The 20312-nt window shown below is 45.6% G+C and carries 22 protein-coding genes and 1 pseudogene; 3 read left to right on the top strand and 20 right to left on the bottom strand.

The window, feature by feature from the left end:
* The first annotated feature begins 20 nt into the window (after positions 1-20).
* Positions 21-839, top strand: a complete 819-nt coding sequence (gene hisJ, locus KNO65_RS08145; protein ID WP_214783086.1) for a histidinol-phosphatase HisJ — start codon at positions 21-23, stop codon at positions 837-839.
* Between the two features lie 151 nt (positions 840-990).
* On the opposite strand, the gene KNO65_RS08140 is transcribed toward hisJ, so the two are convergent.
* The 13 genes and pseudogenes from KNO65_RS08140 to KNO65_RS08080 all read right to left on the bottom strand — a co-directional run bounded on the left by KNO65_RS08140 (position 991) and on the right by KNO65_RS08080 (position 12450).
* Positions 991-1341: a hypothetical protein gene (locus tag KNO65_RS08140; protein WP_214783083.1), complete on the bottom strand. Its 351-nt coding sequence runs from the start codon at positions 1339-1341 to the stop codon at positions 991-993.
* A 198-nt stretch (positions 1342-1539) separates the two neighbouring features.
* Positions 1540-2115, bottom strand: a complete 576-nt coding sequence (locus KNO65_RS08135) for a deoxycytidylate deaminase (RefSeq protein WP_214737366.1) — start codon at positions 2113-2115, stop codon at positions 1540-1542.
* Between the two features lie 51 nt (positions 2116-2166).
* Positions 2167-3396, bottom strand: coding sequence for a toxic anion resistance protein (locus tag KNO65_RS08130; protein ID WP_012726130.1), 1230 nt, complete (start codon positions 3394-3396; stop codon positions 2167-2169).
* The gene (locus KNO65_RS08125; RefSeq protein WP_012726129.1) at positions 3380-4102 is read right to left on the bottom strand and encodes a 5-bromo-4-chloroindolyl phosphate hydrolysis family protein; all 723 of its coding nucleotides are present in this window, start codon (positions 4100-4102) and stop codon (positions 3380-3382) included. Before KNO65_RS08125 ends, KNO65_RS08130 begins: the two co-directional genes overlap by 17 nt.
* Before the next feature lie 198 nt (positions 4103-4300).
* The gene (locus KNO65_RS08120) at positions 4301-5653 is read right to left on the bottom strand and encodes a sodium-dependent transporter (RefSeq protein ID WP_214783081.1); all 1353 of its coding nucleotides are present in this window, start codon (positions 5651-5653) and stop codon (positions 4301-4303) included.
* A gap of 122 nt (positions 5654-5775) precedes the next feature.
* Positions 5776-6648 (bottom strand): diacylglycerol/lipid kinase family protein, encoded by an 873-nt coding sequence (locus KNO65_RS08115; RefSeq protein WP_214734163.1) that lies wholly within the window; start codon positions 6646-6648, stop codon positions 5776-5778.
* A complete protein-coding gene (locus KNO65_RS08110) occupies positions 6645-8150 on the bottom strand; it encodes an ABC transporter permease/substrate-binding protein (RefSeq protein ID WP_012726126.1) in 1506 nt (501 codons plus the stop codon). Before KNO65_RS08110 ends, KNO65_RS08115 begins: the two co-directional genes overlap by 4 nt.
* 10 nt (positions 8151-8160) lie before the next feature.
* Positions 8161-8877 (bottom strand): annotated as a pseudogene (locus KNO65_RS08105) (ABC transporter ATP-binding protein); the annotation flags it as partial.
* Between the two features lie 106 nt (positions 8878-8983).
* A complete protein-coding gene (locus tag KNO65_RS08100; RefSeq protein ID WP_251131674.1) occupies positions 8984-9697 on the bottom strand; it encodes a 3D domain-containing protein in 714 nt (237 codons plus the stop codon).
* Between the two features lie 238 nt (positions 9698-9935).
* On the bottom strand, positions 9936-10388 hold the full coding sequence (locus tag KNO65_RS08095; RefSeq protein ID WP_214783078.1) for a GDYXXLXY domain-containing protein: 453 nt from the start codon (positions 10386-10388) through the stop codon (positions 9936-9938).
* Positions 10385-11569 carry a DUF2157 domain-containing protein gene (locus tag KNO65_RS08090; RefSeq protein WP_251131693.1) on the bottom strand — a complete coding sequence of 395 codons (1185 nt, stop codon included), beginning with the start codon at positions 11567-11569 and terminating at the stop codon, positions 10385-10387. The genes KNO65_RS08095 and KNO65_RS08090 overlap by 4 nt, the downstream gene beginning before the upstream one ends.
* A 16-nt stretch (positions 11570-11585) precedes the next feature.
* Complete coding sequence (locus tag KNO65_RS08085; protein ID WP_026826130.1) at positions 11586-11786, bottom strand: DUF2187 family protein; 201 nt, start codon at positions 11784-11786, stop codon at positions 11586-11588.
* Positions 11787-11826: 40 nt separating this feature from the next.
* Positions 11827-12450: an NUDIX hydrolase gene (locus KNO65_RS08080; RefSeq protein WP_264092442.1), complete on the bottom strand. Its 624-nt coding sequence runs from the start codon at positions 12448-12450 to the stop codon at positions 11827-11829.
* A gap of 112 nt (positions 12451-12562) precedes the next feature.
* Here KNO65_RS08080 and KNO65_RS08075 point away from each other — a divergent pair, with 112 nt between their 5' ends.
* Positions 12563-14101, top strand: a complete 1539-nt coding sequence (locus KNO65_RS08075; RefSeq protein WP_214783070.1) for an FAD-dependent monooxygenase — start codon at positions 12563-12565, stop codon at positions 14099-14101.
* Positions 14102-14153: 52 nt separating this feature from the next.
* Here the strand turns inward: KNO65_RS08075 and KNO65_RS08070 are convergent, their stop codons facing one another.
* Positions 14154-14402 (bottom strand): hypothetical protein, encoded by a 249-nt coding sequence (locus tag KNO65_RS08070; RefSeq protein WP_012726118.1) that lies wholly within the window; start codon positions 14400-14402, stop codon positions 14154-14156.
* A 95-nt stretch (positions 14403-14497) separates the two neighbouring features.
* Here KNO65_RS08070 and KNO65_RS08065 point away from each other — a divergent pair, with 95 nt between their 5' ends.
* Positions 14498-14785 (top strand): hypothetical protein, encoded by a 288-nt coding sequence (locus tag KNO65_RS08065; RefSeq protein WP_012726117.1) that lies wholly within the window; start codon positions 14498-14500, stop codon positions 14783-14785.
* Between the two features lie 35 nt (positions 14786-14820).
* Here KNO65_RS08065 and KNO65_RS08060 read toward each other — a convergent pair whose 3' ends face one another.
* The 6 genes from KNO65_RS08060 to KNO65_RS08035 are packed head-to-tail and all read right to left on the bottom strand — an operon-like array spanning position 14821 to position 20246.
* On the bottom strand, positions 14821-15396 hold the full coding sequence (locus KNO65_RS08060; RefSeq protein ID WP_159562155.1) for an NERD domain-containing protein: 576 nt from the start codon (positions 15394-15396) through the stop codon (positions 14821-14823).
* Between the two features lie 19 nt (positions 15397-15415).
* On the bottom strand, positions 15416-15712 hold the full coding sequence (gene gpsB / locus KNO65_RS08055) for a cell division regulator GpsB (protein ID WP_012726115.1): 297 nt from the start codon (positions 15710-15712) through the stop codon (positions 15416-15418).
* Between the two features lie 4 nt (positions 15713-15716).
* Positions 15717-16262 (bottom strand): SLOG family protein, encoded by a 546-nt coding sequence (locus KNO65_RS08050; RefSeq protein ID WP_047795387.1) that lies wholly within the window; start codon positions 16260-16262, stop codon positions 15717-15719.
* Complete coding sequence (locus tag KNO65_RS08045; protein WP_214783067.1) at positions 16259-17422, bottom strand: ribonuclease H-like domain-containing protein; 1164 nt, start codon at positions 17420-17422, stop codon at positions 16259-16261. Before KNO65_RS08045 ends, KNO65_RS08050 begins: the two co-directional genes overlap by 4 nt.
* Positions 17419-19668 (bottom strand): DEAD/DEAH box helicase, encoded by a 2250-nt coding sequence (locus KNO65_RS08040; RefSeq protein WP_214783064.1) that lies wholly within the window; start codon positions 19666-19668, stop codon positions 17419-17421. Before KNO65_RS08040 ends, KNO65_RS08045 begins: the two co-directional genes overlap by 4 nt.
* Positions 19669-19685: 17 nt before the next feature.
* Positions 19686-20246 (bottom strand): hypothetical protein, encoded by a 561-nt coding sequence (locus tag KNO65_RS08035; protein WP_159562151.1) that lies wholly within the window; start codon positions 20244-20246, stop codon positions 19686-19688.
* Positions 20247-20312: the final 66 nt, after the last annotated feature.

Raw genomic sequence — 20312 nt, 5'->3', positions numbered from 1 at the left:
CTGAAAAGGACGTGTAATCGATGTTTAACTTTACCCATGATGGTCATGTGCATACCCCTTTTTGTCCACACGGTACAAATGACCCGCTTGAACATTATATTCAAGTCGGAATCGAGAAAGACCTGCAGACGATGACGTTCACAGAACATGCGCCTTTTCCCCAATCCTTCATCGACCCGGTCCCGAATCAAGACTCGGCGATGTCGATTGATCTACTTCCAGATTACCTCGATACGTTGCATCAGATGAAGAAGCAGTATCAAGCGGTTATCGACATTAAAGTTGGATTAGAAGTCGACTTATTGCCTCATTTAGAGAAAGAGACCATTGCATTACTCAAACCTTTCGCACCATTGCTTGATGAAGTCATTTTATCGCAGCATTTCCTATATGTAGATGGCATGTATATGCCGATTGATTATTCTGCCGAGACGTTTGATGAACTCGTCAAAGCACTGGGCTCATTCGAAGACGTCATGAGAGCTTATTATGAATCGATTGAACAGGGTCTCGCATTTTCGTGGGAAGACATCCGTGTCGCTCGTATCGGGCACCTTGATCTCCCGATTAAGTATCAAAGAAACTATGCGTGGGACCGTTCAAAAGTAAAAGAGGAAGAAATACGTCTGTTACAAGTGATTGCCGACAGGGGATTCGGACTTGACTTCAATACGGCCGGACTCAGAAAACCAGATTGTGGCGTACCCTACGTGGCAGGACTTGCAAAAACCGCGAATGACTTGCACATCCCGTTCACGATGGGTTCTGATGCGCATCTCGCACAAGATGTGACGGCTGGATTCGACTTCATTGCACAAAAAAAAGCCACGTTCCTATGAACGTGGCTTTTTGACAGCGATCTAGCTATCTAGATCCCCATGCTTATGGTTGACAACGATATGGCGTTCCATTTCTTCATCTGTAAACATCATACCATAACAAAAAATAGATGCAATAAAAAATTGGGTGAAATGACTCACCCAATTGAAATCACATCGCTGCGTATAATGTTTTTAAGTCGTTTGTTGCTTCTTCGTCCATCTGGATGGCCACGAGTTCAACGTATTGAAGTGCTGGATCCTGATCTTTCGACAACGCGACAATTTCAGCAGCTGCCTTATCTAGTGCCAACAAGATACCTGACACGCCAAGTGTCGGATAATAACGAAGGAGTGCACGAACATGTTTTATCTCTGATACTTCATTTCCGTTAATGGTTAATGATTTGACGGCTAGCTCCTTATGCATGCCAATCGCAAATTTATCTTCCCACACTTCTTCGAGTGTGATCAACGCCTCTACTTCATATGCACCATCTGTAAAGCTAACGAGTTTTTCCATGAGTAAATTCCCCTCTCTTGAATCTACTTTTATTATATAAGAGATTTTAAAGAGTATATTGTGAAATATTGAACATTATGTGTAAAGTTTGTCTCACCTTATTATGAACAAAAAAAGGCCCCTCCGAGGAGGGGCGAATAATGGAAGAGTAAAACACCATTGGCAGTACATTAATAATATATCACCTAATGAAAACGTTTACAATGTATTTTTGTACATTTTTTCAAGTGGCATATGTAACACTTCAATCCCGCTTTCACGCATCAATTCTAACCCATCCCCATGCTCATAACCGACGGCATATACGACTCGCGCGACACGTGCCGCAATTAAGGCGAGTGAACAGGCATGACATGGTGAATGCGTGACATACGCTGTCGCACCAAATGCATTCGTTGAATCGGCAGCCAGCTTTCCGATCGCATTGATTTCCGCATGGATTTCATGTTGTTTCGACCAATGATGGTGATCATATGGGTCCGTACACTTGATATATGTCACACCACCCCGGATGAGTCGTGCCGGTTCGTTGATCATATCGACGTCCGTCGACGCAACATAGTCGGCATGTTTATAGAACCCATCTTCTTGTTTGATATAGATTTCATTACAGTTCGTATGACCAGATGGGGTCCCATTCAGACCGATTGAGATCGGTTTTTCGTCTTTTACAATGACACAGGCCACGCTCTTCGATGCACACTTCGAGTGCCGCTCCGCCATCATATCAGCGAATAATAACCACGTCTCATCCCACAATCGTTGTTTTTCCACTCAAGTCCCTCCTCGTAGAAAAGGAAAGTCTGATTGCTCAGACTTCCCCCTTTAATATCCAGTGTCCTTTGGTAGTTCTTTATTTTTCGAGGCGATTTCGATGACCTTCTCTTTCAATTCGTGCTCCATGCGGTCAAGTTCGCGCTCGGCGTCACGACGTTTTTGTTTCCCTTCTTGCTGGATGCGTAACGTTTCATCCAACGTGGAGAGTAAGTTCTCGTGAGCGACTTTCAGTGATTCAACAGAGACAATCCCTTTTTCATTCTCTTGAGCGATTTCAATCGATGAATCTTTGAGCATCTTCGAGTTCTGCTCAAGCAGTTGGTTTGTCGTCTTCGTCACGTCCTGTTGCATACGAAGTGCCGTTTTCTGGCGCGTCAAGCTGAGCGCGAGAACGACTTGGTTTTTCCAAAGCGGAATCGTGTTGACGACCGCTGACTCGATCTTTTCAGCAAGGATTTGGTTGTTCTGCTGAATGACCCGAATCTGAGGTGCCATTTGGAGGCTGATCGTACGACTCAATTTTAAGTCGTGCAACTTTTTCTCAAAACGGTCCGCCAATTGAATCATATCGTTCAATTGTTGAAGCTTCGATTGATCTTTAGAAATTTCTACTTCTTGACGTAACGGAGCAATCTCATGTTCCCGTACATGGTCAAGCTTTGTCTCACCCGCAGCGATATAGACGTTCAACTCTTCGAAATACCGCTTGTTCTTATCATACATCTGATCGAGCATCGTGATGTCTTTCATGAGACCAAACTTCGCACGATCGAGGTTATGGATGACCTCTTCCAAATAGACGTTCATTTTTTCGAACTGAAGCTTATAGTTTTCAGCCTTCTTCTTCGCACGACCGATGAGTGGGATATTGTCCATGAAACTCTTTTTCTCCGGTTGAAGCATATCCGGGTCCATCTTACGGACGTTTTGCATCAAATCAGACAACAGTTTCCCGGCATCGCCGCCATCTTTCATCCGCACTTCCGTCAAAATTTGATCAGAGAATTGGGAAAGTTCACGTTGGACGTTCGACCCGAACAACATGACAGAGTCTGTCTTCTTAATATCAATGGATTCAGCCAATCGCGTGATGCGCTCACGATGCTCTTGAGGCACGTCCGGTTTCGCTTGAATGGCCGGCACTTCATGTGGCTGTGTAACAGATGACCATTCGACAGATGGGTCACTGAACCCCTCCGTCTCGGTTTTTGTTTTCGTATCAGAAGTCAGTTCTTCTTCCGGCCATGACTGCCAGTTCGTTTCATTCGATGAAGTCATGTTTCTTTCTCCCTTCCGGCTGATCAGATAAAACCCGCTCCATCATGATCAGTTCGCGTTCAAAGTCTACGGCGTCATCTTCAAGGAGACGTCCGCGTTGTTCTTTAAATTTATCGACAATTAGTCGCATATTTGTGATTAATTGTTCCCGAGTCTCTTCTTGAATGACGACTCGTTTTCCTTCAAGTTCTTTAAATTTCAAGACGACCGAGACGAGGGAATCTAAATAGAATGTGAACAGGTCACGAACATGCTTGGCGTCTTGTGGATTTTCGAAGAGTTCCTCGAACAATTCATGTGCTTCTTTCGAGACGGCCTTCATTTCACGCCTTACTTCCACATCCTTAATATCTGGTAGGACACGGTCAATCTGTTGTAATTTCTCATATCCTTGCTCAATCGTCCGTTGTAAAAATTGAAGTTCTAAATCATCTGTCGCCTCGAATTGTCGTGTAGGCATCGGCTCTTCGATCGGTTTTAAAATCCTCGATCCAGAGAACGATTCTTCCTCATCGAGCAACAGTTTTTTCTTGGCACGTTTTGCCACCGTTGTCGGTGTTCGTTGACGATGTTTGCGCTTGTTCGTCGACCACACTTCATTCAAGACGAGCGCCCCTACAATAATGAATAACCAGGAGAAATCGAATACGTTAATGGCAAAGTATATGACTGCCCCTGTCAGGGCCCATTTCATCCATGTTTTCATTCTTTTCACCTCATCTCATGTTACTTCTATTGTACATTACGAAACCACTCAACAAAAGTTTCGTCATCCCTATCATTTTAGCATAATAAAATTCGTCGATACCTCCGTCCACAGGTGTAGAATCAACTACCTATATCGACTACTTTCCCGTTGCGAGACGAAAAAAACCGTAGACTCATAGAGCCTACGGTTCGTTTGTTATGTGGTGATCCATGTAGAAACCATGACGATCGCGACAGTTACAGGAATGACATAGCGAATGAGCGCATGCCAGATTGGGTAAAGCTTCACACCAGGTTTGGATGTTTCGATTTCATCCTTTAGGACACGTTGGTCAACGACATATCCGACAAAGATGGAAGTCAAGAGTGCACCCGTCGGCATTAAAATGTAGCTGACGAGATAGTCCATCGTATCGAAGAACGTCCGACCGTTCCAAATCTGTACATCACTCAAGAGTCCGAACGACAGCGCGGATGGTACTCCCAAGATGAAGACGAGAAGGGCGGCTGTCACCGTCACTTTCTTTTTCGTCCATGACAATTTCTTCTCATTCAGACGGTCGGTCACACCTGCGACGACGACTTCTAACATGGCAATCGACGATGTGATCGATGCGAAAGCAAACAATAAGAAGAACAAGACCATGAAGAATCCACCGAGCGGTACTTGGTTGAAGACTGCCGGTAAAACAACGAAGAGTAACGCTGGACCTTCAGCCGGATCAAGACCTGATGCAAAGACTGCCGGGAAGATGGCTAGTCCTGCTAAAAGTGAAACCGCAATGTTCAATAAGACGATCATGTTCGCTGAACGGTTCAATGTTCCTTTCGTCTTAATATAAGACGCATATGTCAGCATCGCTGCGACCCCCAACGATAAGGAGAAGAACGCCTGTCCGAGGGCAAACAATACCGATTCACCAGTCAATGCAGAGAAGTCAGGCTGTAAGAAGAAGCGAACCCCTTCCATCGCCCCGTCAAGCGTCAACGAGCGGACTACTAGAACTAAGAAACTGATGAACAAGAGTGGCATCAAAATTTTACTCATCCGTTCAATCCCCGCTTCAACGCCACGTAAGACAATTAATAGTGTAATGAAGAGGAATAAGAATTGTCCGAGTACGGCGATACCTGGTGTGGAAACGACGTTCCCAAACACTTCACCGAATTCGTCTGCAGAACGTCCACTGAGCGTTCCACTTAAACCGAGTCCGATATAGATGAGAACCCATCCTCCAATAACACTATAGAAGGAAAGTAACAAGAAACAAGCAATGACACCCAAATAACCGATAATGGTCCAGCGACCATGCCCTAACTGTTTGAAAGCGAGAAGTGCAGTCTTTTGAGTCGAACGTCCGACAATGAATTCACCAATCAATAATGGCAGACCAAGTAATAATGTGAACGCCAAAAACATGAGTAAAAAGGCACCGCCACCGCTCGTTCCGGTGACATATGGAAATTTCCAGATTGCACCTAAACCGATTGCCGACCCTGCGGCAGCTAGTATGAATCCAATTTTTGAGGCGAATGAATTTTGCGCCATGATTACCCCTACTTCCTGTTTTTCATTTCATTTTCATAATAATAGTGAAATACTAACATGGTTCCAAGATGAGAACAACAAAAAAACAGAGAAAAGTCTGAATACTTTTCTCTGTTGATGCTTTATGGCGTTAAAAAGGTGAGGGCACGCTCTCGGATTCGGATCGACAATTTGTCTGCTTCGAAGTGCTCCCCATCGACATCGATGATTTGTGGCGCATTCAATTCTAGCTCGATATGAGAAGCCTGGAAGTGATTCCACTCCGTCGACTTCTGATCGAGACCGAGTTGTTGGGCCAACAGCTGTCGAATCATGGGAAATCCGATTGCCGAACTATGAACGACTTCTAGCAAACCATCGGAAAACGATTGTGTCTCTAGTTTGGTCGGGACCGTACCAAGATAACTCCCGTTCCCAACATAGAGAAAACTAACGTCACCGTCATATATTACTTCACTGCCCCGCCGAAGCGTGATGTTGAATGGGTCCGCTTCACGGAACTGACGGATGGTCGCTAAAAAATATCCGATTGAGCCTAATGATTCTTTTTCATCCGGATCGATTTGACGAGATGTATCCGCGATCAAACCGACGCCTACGAAATTGAGCGCATACATCTCATCGACTTGAATGACATCGACATATTGTTCGTGAGAGGAACGAATGATTTGAGCAGCCTGTGTCGGTTGAATTGGCAGTTCAAGCGCTCGTGCGAAGTCATTACATGTTCCTGCTGGAATGATGCCCACTGTCGGCCGTTCCTCGCGCTGTAAGGTCATTAACCCATTCACTACTTCGTTTAGCGTACCGTCCCCGCCAATGACAATCAGATGGTCGAACGATTCGCTTGTTTCGGCGAATCGGAGCGCGTCCCCGATTTCCTGTGTCTTTTTGATGATGATTTCTTCATAGAGCGATTCAATCGTTCCGATGACTTCGCCGAGCATCGTTTCGCTCGTACCGGACTTCGGATTCGAAATAATCAAAGCTCTCATAGTAATCCTTCCTGTTCTAAGAAGTCTTTCGCTACATCGTACGCGCGTTCATTTCCGTACGCGACCCGTCGATTCAATTCAGACATTTGTTCGTCTGTGATTTTACCTGCGAGCTGATTGAGCGCATCCTCGATTTCTGGATACTCTTCAAGTGTCTCTTCCTTCATGAGTGGCGCTCCCTGGTATGGTGGGAAGAATTGACGATCGTCTTCTAAGACGACCAGGTCGTTCTCGGCAATATCAGGGTCCGTCGCATAGGCGTCTACTAAATTGACATCTCCTCGTGAGATGGCACGATAACGCAGTTTTTGCTCCATCGAGACGACAGATGGGAAATCGAATCCATACTCGTTTTGAAGTCCTGGGTATCCGTCTTCACGGTCCGTGAATTCAAGCGTGAAACCGGCCTTGATGTCCGACTCGACATTCCGTAAATCAGAAATGGCCGTAATGCCTTCCGCCTCTGCATAATCACGTGGAATAGCGAGTGCATACGTGTTGTTAAATTTCATCGGTTCGAGCATCACATACCCATCTTCCGCAAGCGCTTCTCTTGCTTGCTCGTACACTTCACCGGCATCGTTTGACTCAGGCGTTTCTTTGACGAGACTCGCGAGTGCGGTCCCAGTGAATTCAGGGTAAATATCGACATCCCCTGACTGGAGGGCCCCCCATACGAATGTTGTTTCCCCAAAGTTCGGTTTCACCGATACGGTCAAATCCGTTTCTTCTTCAATTAATAATTTATACATGTTCATTAATATCTCTGGCTCAGGACCAAGTTTTCCGGCAACGACCAAGTCTGTTTGTTGCGAACGACCAAACGCAAGCGGTGTGATGATGATGAGCGCGAGTACGGTCGAGACGGCAATCAACTTCGTCTTATTGCGTGTCGCTGTCGCACCTTCCATCTGACGCAACAAGAAGTCAAATAGGAGTGCCAAAATGGCGGCAGGGATGGCACCGAGTAAAATTAAGTAATTGTCGTTCCGGTTAATCCCAAGCAAGATCAATGTACCGAGTCCGCCTGCTCCGACTAAAGCGGCGAGCGTCGCAGTCCCGACAATCAGAACCATCGCTGTACGGATACCAGCCATGATGACCGGGAGCGCGAGTGGAAGTTCGACTTTCATCAAACTTTGATTCGGTTTCATCCCACAAGCTCGAGCAGCTTCTAATAACGATTTATCCACTTCATTCAACCCAGTGAACGTGTTTCGTAAAATAGGGAGCAGCGCATATAAGACAAGCGCTATAATGGCAGGAAGTGCTCCGATTCCAACGAGTGGAATCATTAATCCGAGTAAGGCAAGGGATGGAATCGTTTGAATAATCGCGGTGACGCCAATGGCGGTTTCGGCGATTTTCTTACGTCGCGTCAGCCAGATTCCCAATGGCACGGCAATTAAGACGGCAATCAAAAGCGATACGACAGAGAGCTGCAAGTGCTCAATCAGTGCCTCGACAAGTTGTCCTTGTCTATTTTGGAACGTCTCAAGCATCTAGCTCACCTCTTCCACGTTGTGTAAATTCTAAGACGAACGGATCTTCACTCGCCAAGATTTCTTCTGGTGTACCGACTAGCATGAGTTCCCCATCACGCATTAACGCGATGCGATCACCAAGCTTCATCGCTTCTTGCATGTCGTGTGTGACAAACAAGATCGTTTTGCCAAGTTCGTCATTCAAGCGCTTAATATCATCTTGCAATTGACCACGGCTGATCGGATCAAGCGCAGAAAAGGGTTCGTCCATGAGGATGACGTCCGGGTCTGCAGCTAAAGCACGCAACACGCCTACGCGCTGCTGTTGTCCTCCTGATAATTCTGCTGGCTTCTTCGAGCGAAGTTTCGGGTCCAGTCCGGCGATTTTCATCAATTCGGTCACTCGCTCTTTTGTTCGGTCTTTTTTCCACTTTAATAATTCCGGTACGACAGAGATATTTTCTTCCACTGTTAAGTGAGGGAATAATGCAATCTGTTGGAGTACATAACCGATATTACGACGTAACTCAAAAATATCGAATTGATAGATTTCTTTTCCATCGATTAAAATTTTTCCGTCCGTATGATCGATTAATCGATTGACCATTTTCATCGTCGTGGTCTTGCCACAACCTGAAGGACCGATCAATACAAATATTTCTCCTTTTTCTACAGTTAAACTCAAATCTTTGACGGCTAACGTCCCGTCTTCATAACGTTTTGATACATCACGAAACTCAATCAACCTGATCCCTCCTCGACTATTTCCAAAATGGAAATTCAAATAGTATTTTGCCCGTTTCTCAACTTTGTTAAACAAAAAAAGGCTCTCCGATTGGAGAACCTGATTTTTAGTATAGCGTTACTTCAATATGTCGACGCCCCCATTGGATCGCGTCCTGTTTTGAATCGACTAATAAATCGACGATATGACCTTTGATTCGGCCACCTGTATCAAGGGCGATTGCATCACCGACACCTTGAATATGGACTTTTGACCCTAAAGGAATGATGGCTGGGTCGACTGCGATAATTCGCATCCCGTTATAATAAATCGAGTCGGTCACATCATGACCCGTGGCCGTTAACACACGACCGCCGTACGCCTTGTTATCTGCAACATCATTTGAATAAGCCGTAGATTCGACTGTAATGACCTTTTTAGATGTAGATACCGGTGTCGCACTGACTGTTTGCGTAGCTGAAGTCGACGTTTTTGCAGCTGTTGCCTGTTCCGCTGCTTTTCGCTCCTCTTCCGCTTTTCGTTCTGCTTCAAGTTTCGCTAGCTTTGCTTTCTCGGCTTCTTCTTTTGCTTTCTCTTCCGCAAGACGTTCTGCTTCGATCCGTTTCTCTTCTGCGATACGTTTTTCTTCAGCAAGTTTTTTTTGGTGGGCGATTTCTTTTTGTCGTTCTTCTTCAATAGCTTGTCGTTCTAGTTCAAGCGGGTTTTGTACGATTTTCTGTTCTGTCCCGATTCCGATCTGAGCAGCATCTGCTTGATCCATGAATGTGAACAGCCCCATTATCGTAGCTCCAATGACGATCATATATTTTAATAATTTCATCGTAGTAAGGTCATCACCTTTCTCGTTATGTAACGAACAGATGTTAATTTACCACGACAGGTCCTGTCAAAGTAGTGATTTTATCGAAGTGAAACATTCCTGACATATGACGAAAAAATTGGTTACAGATTGTAACAATTGAAAAAAACGTTGATATTCCTTAGGTTCACAAAAAAATTACAGATTCGTTACAATCAATCGTGTAACAAACCTGTAATCTTCCTGTCATGATTAAATCTTATTCATTTGACTCAATTTCATACATTCTGAGCATACCCCACGGTGCGACATCAACTTGAACCGTGAACGATTGCTTTCCTTTTATCTCATTCATCTCATCTTGAGACACACGATACGAACCCATTTCTTCTATATAAAGAAGTCGATCATAATAGTTTGCCCGAATACCACCAAAAAACGGTTTCGACTCAATCCGATCGATGACAGCATAGCCATCTTCCTCTTCTTTAAAGGAGACATATACCGTTCCGGTGTCGACATCTTGTCGTCCTTTGAACGCATCATATTCGAGATAAATGGAATCCCCAAAATAAGGATCATACGGCTCGAACGAAGACCCTTTAAACGTGTACGACTCCCCGACCCACGAAATGGCATACACGAGAATCACAAAGAGGATGGCAACCAAGACTTGAACAGCCGGGATGATCCAAACAGAAAACCGTTTCATGTCGTCACATCCCTTCTTGAACGGTTACGCCACCATAGTCCGAGTGACAACGCAAAGACAATCAGTGCACCAATTAAGAAGAAGAGGGAAATATCAAGTCGATCCCACACATAAATGAAGTAGATGGTCATCTGAACGATTAAAAAATAGATGAAGGCGAAAATTGTTCGTTGCCTCATCATGTCTTGGCGAACCAAGTACGCTAGTGCGACTATTTCAATTAATACCGCCAGTAGTACTCCAGAATCCTCGAACAATGCAAAGGGAATCACCGCAAGAAAACTTACCCACAAAAGATCGCTCCGACGATGGATCAAGTAGACAGCAACAAGCGCAATCGATAAAAGTGTTGCTTCTAAAATCGAGGGTGGTCTTTGGGAAAGCCAACTTTCAGTTACGTTCACTAAATAGCCAATCGAAAGGACCGCAGCGACAAATAAATATGTGACTTGCCATCCAGCTCGTTTTCGATAAATTAAAAGCAATGCGTGCATAATGACGAGTGACCAAAGTGGCCATAGTCTACCTTCATAGTCAACATATTGACCAAAAATGTTGAGAATCCCGTAAAAAGTAAGCCATGCGAACGAACGGTCTAATGATTCATCAACAAAATGGAACCAGATCCATGTCACGATTAGAGCAATCCCAATCAAAATCAGCCCGATGCTTTCAAAACTATTTGTGATGGCTAAAAAGGCAGCGATTGCGGTGATCATGGAGAAAATGACGTGCTCATATATGATTCGGTGAAGTACTGCCATCGTGAAGACAATCCAGAACAGAAACGTCAACTGACCCGACAGATTATACGTTGTGAAGATGACCGCCATGGTCGCGATAAAGAAAACGAATCCTAGTACACGTAACGGCGTGACATATCTTGGTGTTTTCAAGCGAACTCGCTCGGCAAACACATAAAATCCAACCATAAATAGAAGAAACAAACCGATTTTCAAAAGGTCAGGAATCGCTTGCCAGTTGGCTGCGACGAAACTGAAAAGGCTAAGAGCCAACAAAATGGATCCGACAATGACCAAAACGGGCGGCTTGTGATCATGTTGCTCACTAGCCGCCCGTCGTTTATGTTCATAGTCGACTAGTCTTAACCCCGTCGCTTCATCCAATAAACCCGCCTCTTGCCATTCACGTACTTTTTTGTCAATGGACACCTGAATCATCCCTTTCAGAAAAAGGTCAGCTGGCGCGTTCAATCAATTCCAATTCTGATTTTAGTAAAACTTGTTTCTCGAACTCGAGTCCGAGCTGTTGAAACTCTTCCATGATTGAGACGTCTGCAATCACAGTATTGGTCAGTACGGCGGTCACTTCAGCGACCCATCCTTCACGAGTCGACTTCACGATATCACCTACGAGGAATTCTTCAGACACACCCATTCACTTCCAATCTAAATTTGTTTCTATCATTATAACGAAATTATAACCGTTTGAATACGTTTTCTTTTATCCGTTTAATAAATTGTGTTAAGAATTTTCCAGTAAGTCCCCAAATGATGTAGTCTTCATGTTCATAAAAAGGTTCTTTCATTTTAATTACCCGTTTTTTGTACGCTTTAGCATTCGCTAATCGATCTAACGGAATATTTTGATCCGGACTCATCGTCCATTCCATCTCTCCGTGGAATGGATCTATCATGAGCAAGGTAGAAATCGGTACGGTAAACAAATGATCGACCTCATCCGTCCCTTCCACACTCGGTACTTCCGATAGGATTCCGACAAACGGATAAATCAATTGACGATGAGGCGTAGCAAGCGGTCGCAATTTGCCTACGACTTCTACATTATCTGCAGAAATCTCTAACTCTTCGCATGTTTCCCGGATTGCCGCTTCTACGGGTGTTTCTCCTTTCTCAAGGCGTCCCCCTGGAAATGAGATCTCCCCAGGTTGCTGCCGCATCGTGTGGGCGCGTACCTCAAACACAACGTGCCATTCCTGATCGATTTGAACGAGTGGGATTAACACTGCCGCTGTCTGTTCATAATCTTCATCCATTGTAAAACTATCTCGAATCTGTTCTTCTGTGATCCATGGCTGCACAATGCTCACTCACCTTCCATCATCGAATATCATATATCGTTCTATACCCTACTTTTCGTTTAGTCGCTGCCAATGTCGGAAATATCATTATTAATGATAGGAGTTGATCAGCGTGGAGGAACAAGTAGATGTATTGATTGTCGGTGCCGGACCAACCGGCCTGACGCTCGGACTCACCTTAGCCAGATATGGCGTATCTTTTCAAATCATTGATCGTAAGACGACCCCGTCGGACAATTCACGAGCCATCGGGATCCAGCCGCGGACCATCGAAGTGTTTTCTCGTTTAGATGTTGCGCAAGAAGTGCTAGAGCGTGCCCGAACAATTGAGCGGGGGAATCTATATTTTTCGGGACAGTGGACAGCAAAGCTTGAGTTCTCCAAACTCGTGACCCCTTATCCGTTCGTGACGTTATTACGTCAAAATGAAACCGAAGAGATTTTGGAACGCGCCCTACGAAAACATGGACATGTTGTGAAGCGCGGGGAAACCTTGTCATCCATTACCCAATATCCATCCCGTACCATCGCACATTTGACCGCGACTGATGGGATGACTCGTGCCGTTGAAGCGAAATATGTTGTCGCCGCCGATGGAGCAAACAGCTCGGTTCGTCGGATGCTCGCCCTTCCGTTTAGCGGTAAATCATTTAAAGAGGCTTGGGTGTTAGCCGATTTGAAGGCGGATTGGCCGATATCCCGGGAAGAGGTTCATATCTTTTTTTCGGATCGAGGAGTGCTTGAAGTCTTCCCGCTCACGGATGAAACAATTCGTATCACGGGAAACTTGAGAACGGATGAATCATTCCAAGAATCGGATCTTCAAGAATTGGTGGAGCAACGCAGTCATATGCCGGTCCATATTCACGATGTTAAATGGTTCTCTTTATTCCGTGTGCACAATCGCATGGTCGATACGTTCATCCATAATCGCATCATTCTCATGGGGGATGCGGCACATATTAACTCCCCGGTCGGCGGACAAGGGATGAACACCGGGATAGCGGATGCCTTCAACTTAGGTTGGAAACTGTGGTTACATCTCAAAAATGGCGCTCCCCATCACGTCGTGTCCACCTATCGGGACGAGCGCGAACATGTTGCCCGCAACGTGCTACAGACGACGAATATCGCAACGGAGATGTTGCAGACGACCCTCCCGATGCTCTTGCCGTTCCAAGCAATCGGTGCGGATGTCTTCACTCGCGTCAATCTCGTCAACCAAAAAATCACCGAACGGATCTCTCAGCTCCATTTATCGTATCCGAATGCGCTTCGGTTACCGTTTCGTCGCGTCGCGGAAGGAAAGATCTTTCCGGAGACTGAGATTTTACGAACGGATGACGGGTTTCGGACAAAAATATCCGAAATCGCGGACGGACGGTTTCAAGTGCTCGTATTTGACGACGGGAAACGTGATTTGACGTCCATTTATGACTATTTGAACAAGAACCAGCCGTTCATTCAAACGATTACCTTATCTAAGACGAGTCGCCCGTTTTTCGATCAAGGAAACGAACTAGCCAAATCACTCTTTATGAAACGTGGCATATTAGTCATTCGTCCAGACGGTTATTTGTTGCATAAGCAACATCACGTTCGCTTAAAGCCGTTACAGGACAAGTTGGCCGTCTGGCTGCCTTCCTCTTAAACGTGTATAAATGGAGAGCCTCACCGTATGGGTGAAGCTCTCCATGTCATGACTATTCAACGTTTACATATAGAATACCTGGTTTCGAGAGCGTCAAATCGTAAAACGCTTCAAACGCCTCGATATCTTCTAATTTTCGGAAATCGATTTGATCTGTCTCTTCATTCGGAATGGCCACGATGATACCTTCCTCTGTCGATTTGATCATGCCCGTTTGTCCGTTATGAATTCGAATATAGAGTACTTGCTGATTTTCTAGGAGTGAGATCGCCTCTCGTCTCGATTGAATCGGTTTTTTCATTTCATCCCCTCTTTTCCATTTCAGTATACCGTTCGCTCCATATTGCTTTCAACTCGCCACACCATTAAACTTGTGTAAAGAAGGGGTTGAAGGCATTGGAAACATTATTGATCATCGTACTCGCCATTTTGTTTGTCATTTTGGTCTCGATTCGGACAATTCGCAACTTAAAGTGGGTTCGTTTCGGTGAAGCATTCGGGAAACAAGGTGAAGAACTCTTAGGTGATTATCATTATTTGACCGAGCAGGGCATCACCTGTCGTGTGGAACAAGGACTACCGACCGGCAAACTATTAAAGCCGCTCGCAAAAAACTTGGACGATCGCGTTGCACTGTTCGTTCACCGAGATGATGCGGCAAAAGCAAGAGAGCTTTTAAAATAAGAAGAAGGCCGAATGATTGGTATTCGGCCTTCTTCTTATTTATGTACTTGTCGCTCAGAACAATAATAGGCGATTTGTTTGACGAGCGGCTCTGTCAACGTCTCAAGGTTCGTTTTACTGATCACCTGATCCACTAGAGCGAATGAATCTCCACAATTCGCCTTAATTCGTTCTAACTTCAATCGTTCCGTTTCCGGGAAAATTAAAAACGAATAGACGGGAATTGCTTGATTACACTCTTTTTTTAATCGTGACCGCACTTGTTTGGTCATCCGTTCTAATTCCGTGACAGGATGAGGATAAACCTGTTTCCACCCCATCGAGGTCTCGGTTCGACATTCCCGGTTCGTCATATGGACGGGGGCTGGAGTTCGATTTAACTGAATCAAGAATACGCCTTTAGGTCCGACGAGCACGTAATGAACGAGATCATCCCCTAATTTGACTTGCTCAATCATCATCCAATCAAATCGACATGTTTGTCTGATGTTTTCGACGAGACGATCTGTATAGCAGGTTGGTGCTTTCATCACTTCTTCTTTCACACGAAACAGCTTTTTTGTCTGTTGTTTGACTGGTTGTTTCTCCGTGGCCGTTAACACTTGCAACATGGACCCCACCCCCTATTCGTTATTCGCTTGGACCGACTTGCTTTCCAAAGACCGCTTTTTCGAGATTTGAAATTCGGCGTAACATGTCATAATTTGAGGCAACCGGCTGTGCTGGTTTAGCCGGTTCCGATACAGGCGCAGGTTCCCGTCGCAACGAGTCGTTTTCTTTTTGAAGACGCTCGATTTCTTTCGCCATTTTTTCATAATCGCGAATGACGACATCTAAAAATTGATCGACTTCTTCTTGTGAATAACCACGTAACGCGGTCTTGAATTCTTGTTTATAAATCGCTTCAGCTGTTAATTCCGTTTGCATCATATCACTCCCATTGTTGTTCCCATTGTTTTTCTTCTTCAATGACTCGTAAGTCTTCTTGTGTGATCAAGAAAACTTCCATGTTCGGCTTTCGCCGAGCCCCATCGACTAGAAACCGGGGACTTCCTTCCGTTTCTTCGTCATACAAGGTGATCAATCCTTCTGCTTTATCTAAAAAGAACGCCGTTTTTGCCCGTAGCTGACTCGGGTCTTCGTATGGACGCTGTGTCAGCGGCTCAAAAAAGTCTGCCTCGAGTTGCAGTTGCACAAATAGTTCTTGTTCGAACGGTTTATAGCGCTCATCCATGTTTAAGAACGGTGGAAATACAGCGATTTTAATCGGATATGTTTCTCTTAACTCTAACAATACTTGTCCGGCCCACAATTCACAACCATTCGTTCCACTAAATATGAACCATTCAGCACCTAATTCGATGACTTCAAGTATCTTTTTCCGGTAAGCTTCTTGAATGATTTCAATACCCGGATGATCCGCTTTGAAGATGCCGAGTTCATGAGGACGATATCCTGTGACGGCTACTACTTTCATGTTCGCTTCCTTTCTAGGCGAGCACGGCGATGTTCTAACGCATCTTTCTCGCGTTGCATCGTTTGACGTAACACCGTCCGCTTTTGATCAAGAATCTCTAACGCTCGCTCCGTGTAATCAATCGCTAAAGCCACGTCCTTTTGTTTATGCTCTGCATATTTGGCGAGTTCGACGTACCCTTCAATCGTATGAAGCGATTCAAACAGCGGAATGGCTTCCTCAAATCGTCCAGCTCGTTTTAATAACATCGCTTGCCGCATGATGGCACGCTTCGATGGACTCGGGAGTTGCTCAAACTCCCTCAGCGCTTGATCTTGTTCGCCAAGGTCATGTAGCCAGTGGGCACGTTCCTCTCCGAAATCAGTTACCGGGATCGTGACGAGTTGACTGAGACGCGTATACAAGGAGACCAGGCTTAAACAGTCCGCATGATGGTGCTCAAGGACCGGCAGCAATATTTCTGGATTCCGCTCTTTGACGTATTGAAAATAGTGCATCGGTGCCAAGAATCCAGGAAGGTCATCCGTTCGTTCATGACCAAAGTATGCTTCGACCGCTTTTAATGATACTGATTCTAGCCTCGGTTTTAACAATCGTCTTGCAGCGTGAAGTAAATCGACATGACCCACTGAAGGTAATTGTTTCACCCGTGATTTGACGAACGTGTGTCTCGTCTTGATTTGAGGCCAATCAAATGACTTCCCGTTATAGGTGACGAATCGTACCTCATCTCCGATGTCTTGCAAGAAATGATAGTAAAAGGCGGTTTCAAACGCCGGATGAGGTAGCACGTATTGAATCATTTCAAGTTGTTCCGCACGAATCCGCGCAAACCCGATTAAAAAAATCGACGTTCCAGACCCACGTAAACCGGTCGTCTCCGTATCCATGAACAGGACTTGGTCGGGGTCTAAGTCGACGGCGAAAAACGGATGCTCGGTTCGAGCCATCATCTGTCCTGCTTCTCCAAACTTGAAGTCATGATACACCTCATCAAGGGGATATGTCTTCCGGATCCGGACGCACCATTCCCCTTCGAACGTCAAGATCTCTCCACCTTGTCCCATCCACTTTTGCTGTTCCACTTCATCAGGGGTCGCAACACTAGCTTTTGGGGCAGGTTCGTTCGTTTTGATTAATCTAGATAGTTTAGCTTTCATATCGTTCCTTTCAATCCTTGCAACTGACGAATGACTTGCTGCTTGAAGTCACCGTATCCAACCATGCCGACACAACGGGGACATCCGCTCTCACACGGACAGTCGGATACCGTCCGTTCTGCCGCTTCAAGCACCATGTCTGCATCTTTAAAGAGCGCCTCGCTGAGCCCGATTCCTCCAGGATAGCGGTCATACAGATAGACGGTCGGCTTACTCGTATGTGTCGACTTCATCTGAATCGTTGTGAATAAATCGAGCGTATCACACATGAGATAGAGTGGTGCAAGCCGTCTCATCAAATCACTGACCGCTTCAAGTTGATCTTCGAGGTCCGCCTCCGAGTAGGCGAATCGCTCATCCAACGTGAACCATGTCGCTGTCGTATGCAGCTCTCGCTCCGGTAGATGAATCGGGCCCGACCCGATGTTCTCATGCGTCCCAAATTTTATTTTCTTGAACAAAGTGGCCATCGCGATGACCGATACCTCACCAAACGTCTTCGCTCCATCTGTCTTATTCTCTTCAAGCACCTTCAGTTCAACGGCTAAATTCGCATCTGTGTAGTAGTCGACGTCAACTCGGCGAACATACGCTTTCTTCTCCTCAAAATCGAGTTTTTCGACCTGATATTGCTCGGCTCCGTGCAAGTATATCGCTTCATCATGTAACAACGTCATGGCACTGAACGTGTCCATTTCACCGATGACTTGATGTTTTGCCGTCTGATCGACGATGACGACATTTTCTTGATCACTCGTCCGAAGCGAGATGTCATGGGCCGGGAATGAATCCGTCATCCAATAATATCTATCAGCCCGTTCATGCAAGACGTGAGCATCCGTCAAAAACTCTAATATATCTTCCGTATCGACCGTTCCGAATCGCTCTCCTTTTTGAAAAGGCAACTCGAATGCGGCGCATTTGATATGGTCTACTAAAATAATCAAGTTATTCGGGTCAAGCCGGGCCGCTTCCGGTGAACGATCTAAAATCATGTCCGGCTGTTCGACGACGAGTTGGTCGAGTGATGACGAGGATGCGACAAATACAACGAGTGATTCTGAATGGCGCCGTCCGGCCCGGCCAGCCTGCTGCCATAAGGAAGCGACCGTTCCAGGATACCCATTCAGGACACACGCTTGCAGTTGGCCGATATCGACACCGAGCTCCAACGCGTTTGTCGAGACGACCGCCTTGATTTCCCCGTTCCGTAACCGCCGTTCGATTTCTCTACGCTCAGATGGAAGATAGCCGCCACGGTAACCGACAATAGACTTTGGTCCGAGCTCCCGACGCGTTAATTCCTGCAAATAGGTCAATAGCACCTCGACACGTACGCGTGACCGCGCAAATACAATCGTTTGAATGTTCGCTTCCACGAGCCTCGAGGCGATTCGTTTCGTCTCGAGCGTCGCGCTTCGACGAATTCCGAGTGCTTCATTGACGACAGGCGGGTTGTAGAACACAAGATGTTTCTTCCCTTGAGGTGCCCCGTTCCGATCGATTAAAACGACTTCTTCTTCCGTCAATAGCTCGGCAAGTTCAAGCGGGTTTGCAATGGTCGCTGAGGTCATGATCCATTTGGGATGACTGCCATAATAGGCACAGATTCGCTTCAAGCGTCGAAACACGTTCGCCACATGACTACCAAACACGCCACGATACGTATGGAGTTCGTCGACGACGATATATTCTAAGTTCTCAAAAAGACGAATCCATTTCGTATGATGAGGTAAGATGCCGGAATGTAACATATCCGGATTCGTGATGACGATATTCCCCGCATCGCGGACTTTTGTTCGTGCCGCAGGTGATGTGTCTCCATCATACGTGAAGCATCGTAAATTCCCTTCAAGGGCTTCGACCATCTCCATCAAGTCACTGTTTTGATCTTGCGCGAGTGCTTTTGTCGGGTAAAGATAAAGCGCACGGGCTGTAGGTTTTTCAATCATCTTGGATAGAACCGGTAAGTTATAACACAGTGTTTTTCCTGATGCCGTAGGTGTTACGATGACCGTCGAATGGCCAGCCGCCGTTTGTTTCACAGCCTCGGCTTGATGCGTATACAGCTGTTCAATTCCACGATTCTTAAGTACATTCACCAATTGTTCAGGCACCTGCTCTGGAATTGGGGCATATTGGGCCGGACGTGCATCGACCGTGTGCCAATGACGTACGTGGTTTGAAAAACCAGGATCATCTCTTAATTCTTTTATGATTTCTTCGACAGAGCGAGATTTTCGCATCTAGTCACCTTCTTTCATTACGCATTCGAAGGTGCAAGGTCCGCTACGACTTGTCGGATTTGATGAATCCGTTCATCTCGTACCACTCTCGATACAGCGGGCATCTGAAAGATGGCCATGTCTTTAAATGTAGCAGCGACATGCTCATTTTCTTCTTCGAGACGGAAGAGCGCATCTGAAAACAGACGTTGCGTCGACCGTCCGAACAAGACGATGGTATGTAGTTTCGTACATTTCGAATGAACCGCTAAAAGATGTTTGACGTAGCGTTGCACCGTTTTATAATAATCTTCGTTTGTTGAGATGAGTTGACGGTTGCCACGTAGAAGTTCTGGATAATAGGATTCTTCGCCCGTGAACATGGTCTCGACTCCGATTCGTTTCAAGTAAGCATGTCCGATTGCTTCGGCGACGGTTTGGTCCTGGATGAGACGCCCAAACGGTATGGACTCTTTTAAGAGCACATGTGAAAGCTTTAACCCGAGATGTCCACCGAGAGGCACGCCGAAATCATCGTCTTGCAGTCGATCCATGACAAGTAATACTTTCATCTTGCGTTTTAAAGAGAGTTGAACCATGTGTCACCATCCTGTTCCCTTTCTTTTCATTATAACAAAGTCAAACGAAAAACAGGGCGCACAATG

The sequence above is a fragment of the Exiguobacterium sp. S3 genome (assembly GCF_018617295.1).
Lineage (GTDB): Bacteria > Bacillota > Bacilli > Exiguobacteriales > Exiguobacteriaceae > Exiguobacterium > Exiguobacterium profundum.
Note: the sequence above shows the minus strand (reverse complement) of the source record. Positions and strands in the feature narration are given on the sequence as shown.

Excerpts from the sequence above, each read along its gene's own strand:
- hisJ (WP_214783086.1), top strand. The coding sequence starts at position 21 with ATGTTTAACTTTACCCATGATGGTCATGTGCATACCCCTTTTTGTCCA.
- KNO65_RS08140 (WP_214783083.1), bottom strand. The coding sequence starts at position 1,341 with ATGGAAAAACTCGTTAGCTTTACAGATGGTGCATATGAAGTAGAGGCG.
- KNO65_RS08130 (WP_012726130.1), bottom strand. The coding sequence starts at position 3,396 with ATGACTTCATCGAATGAAACGAACTGGCAGTCATGGCCGGAAGAAGAA.
- KNO65_RS08125 (WP_012726129.1), bottom strand. The coding sequence starts at position 4,102 with ATGAAAACATGGATGAAATGGGCCCTGACAGGGGCAGTCATATACTTT.
- KNO65_RS08120 (WP_214783081.1), bottom strand. The coding sequence starts at position 5,653 with ATGGCGCAAAATTCATTCGCCTCAAAAATTGGATTCATACTAGCTGCC.
- KNO65_RS08115 (WP_214734163.1), bottom strand. The coding sequence starts at position 6,648 with ATGAGAGCTTTGATTATTTCGAATCCGAAGTCCGGTACGAGCGAAACG.
- KNO65_RS08110 (WP_012726126.1), bottom strand. The coding sequence starts at position 8,150 with ATGCTTGAGACGTTCCAAAATAGACAAGGACAACTTGTCGAGGCACTG.
- KNO65_RS08100 (WP_251131674.1), bottom strand. The coding sequence starts at position 9,697 with ATGAAATTATTAAAATATATGATCGTCATTGGAGCTACGATAATGGGG.
- KNO65_RS08095 (WP_214783078.1), bottom strand. The coding sequence starts at position 10,388 with ATGAAACGGTTTTCTGTTTGGATCATCCCGGCTGTTCAAGTCTTGGTT.
- KNO65_RS08090 (WP_251131693.1), bottom strand. The coding sequence starts at position 11,569 with ATGATTCAGGTGTCCATTGACAAAAAAGTACGTGAATGGCAAGAGGCG.
- KNO65_RS08085 (WP_026826130.1), bottom strand. The coding sequence starts at position 11,786 with ATGGGTGTGTCTGAAGAATTCCTCGTAGGTGATATCGTGAAGTCGACT.
- KNO65_RS08070 (WP_012726118.1), bottom strand. The coding sequence starts at position 14,402 with ATGAAAAAACCGATTCAATCGAGACGAGAGGCGATCTCACTCCTAGAA.
- KNO65_RS08060 (WP_159562155.1), bottom strand. The coding sequence starts at position 15,396 with ATGTTGCAAGTGTTAACGGCCACGGAGAAACAACCAGTCAAACAACAG.
- gpsB (WP_012726115.1), bottom strand. The coding sequence starts at position 15,712 with ATGCAAACGGAATTAACAGCTGAAGCGATTTATAAACAAGAATTCAAG.
- KNO65_RS08050 (WP_047795387.1), bottom strand. The coding sequence starts at position 16,262 with ATGAAAGTAGTAGCCGTCACAGGATATCGTCCTCATGAACTCGGCATC.
- KNO65_RS08045 (WP_214783067.1), bottom strand. The coding sequence starts at position 17,422 with ATGAAAGCTAAACTATCTAGATTAATCAAAACGAACGAACCTGCCCCA.
- KNO65_RS08040 (WP_214783064.1), bottom strand. The coding sequence starts at position 19,668 with ATGCGAAAATCTCGCTCTGTCGAAGAAATCATAAAAGAATTAAGAGAT.
- KNO65_RS08035 (WP_159562151.1), bottom strand. The coding sequence starts at position 20,246 with ATGGTTCAACTCTCTTTAAAACGCAAGATGAAAGTATTACTTGTCATG.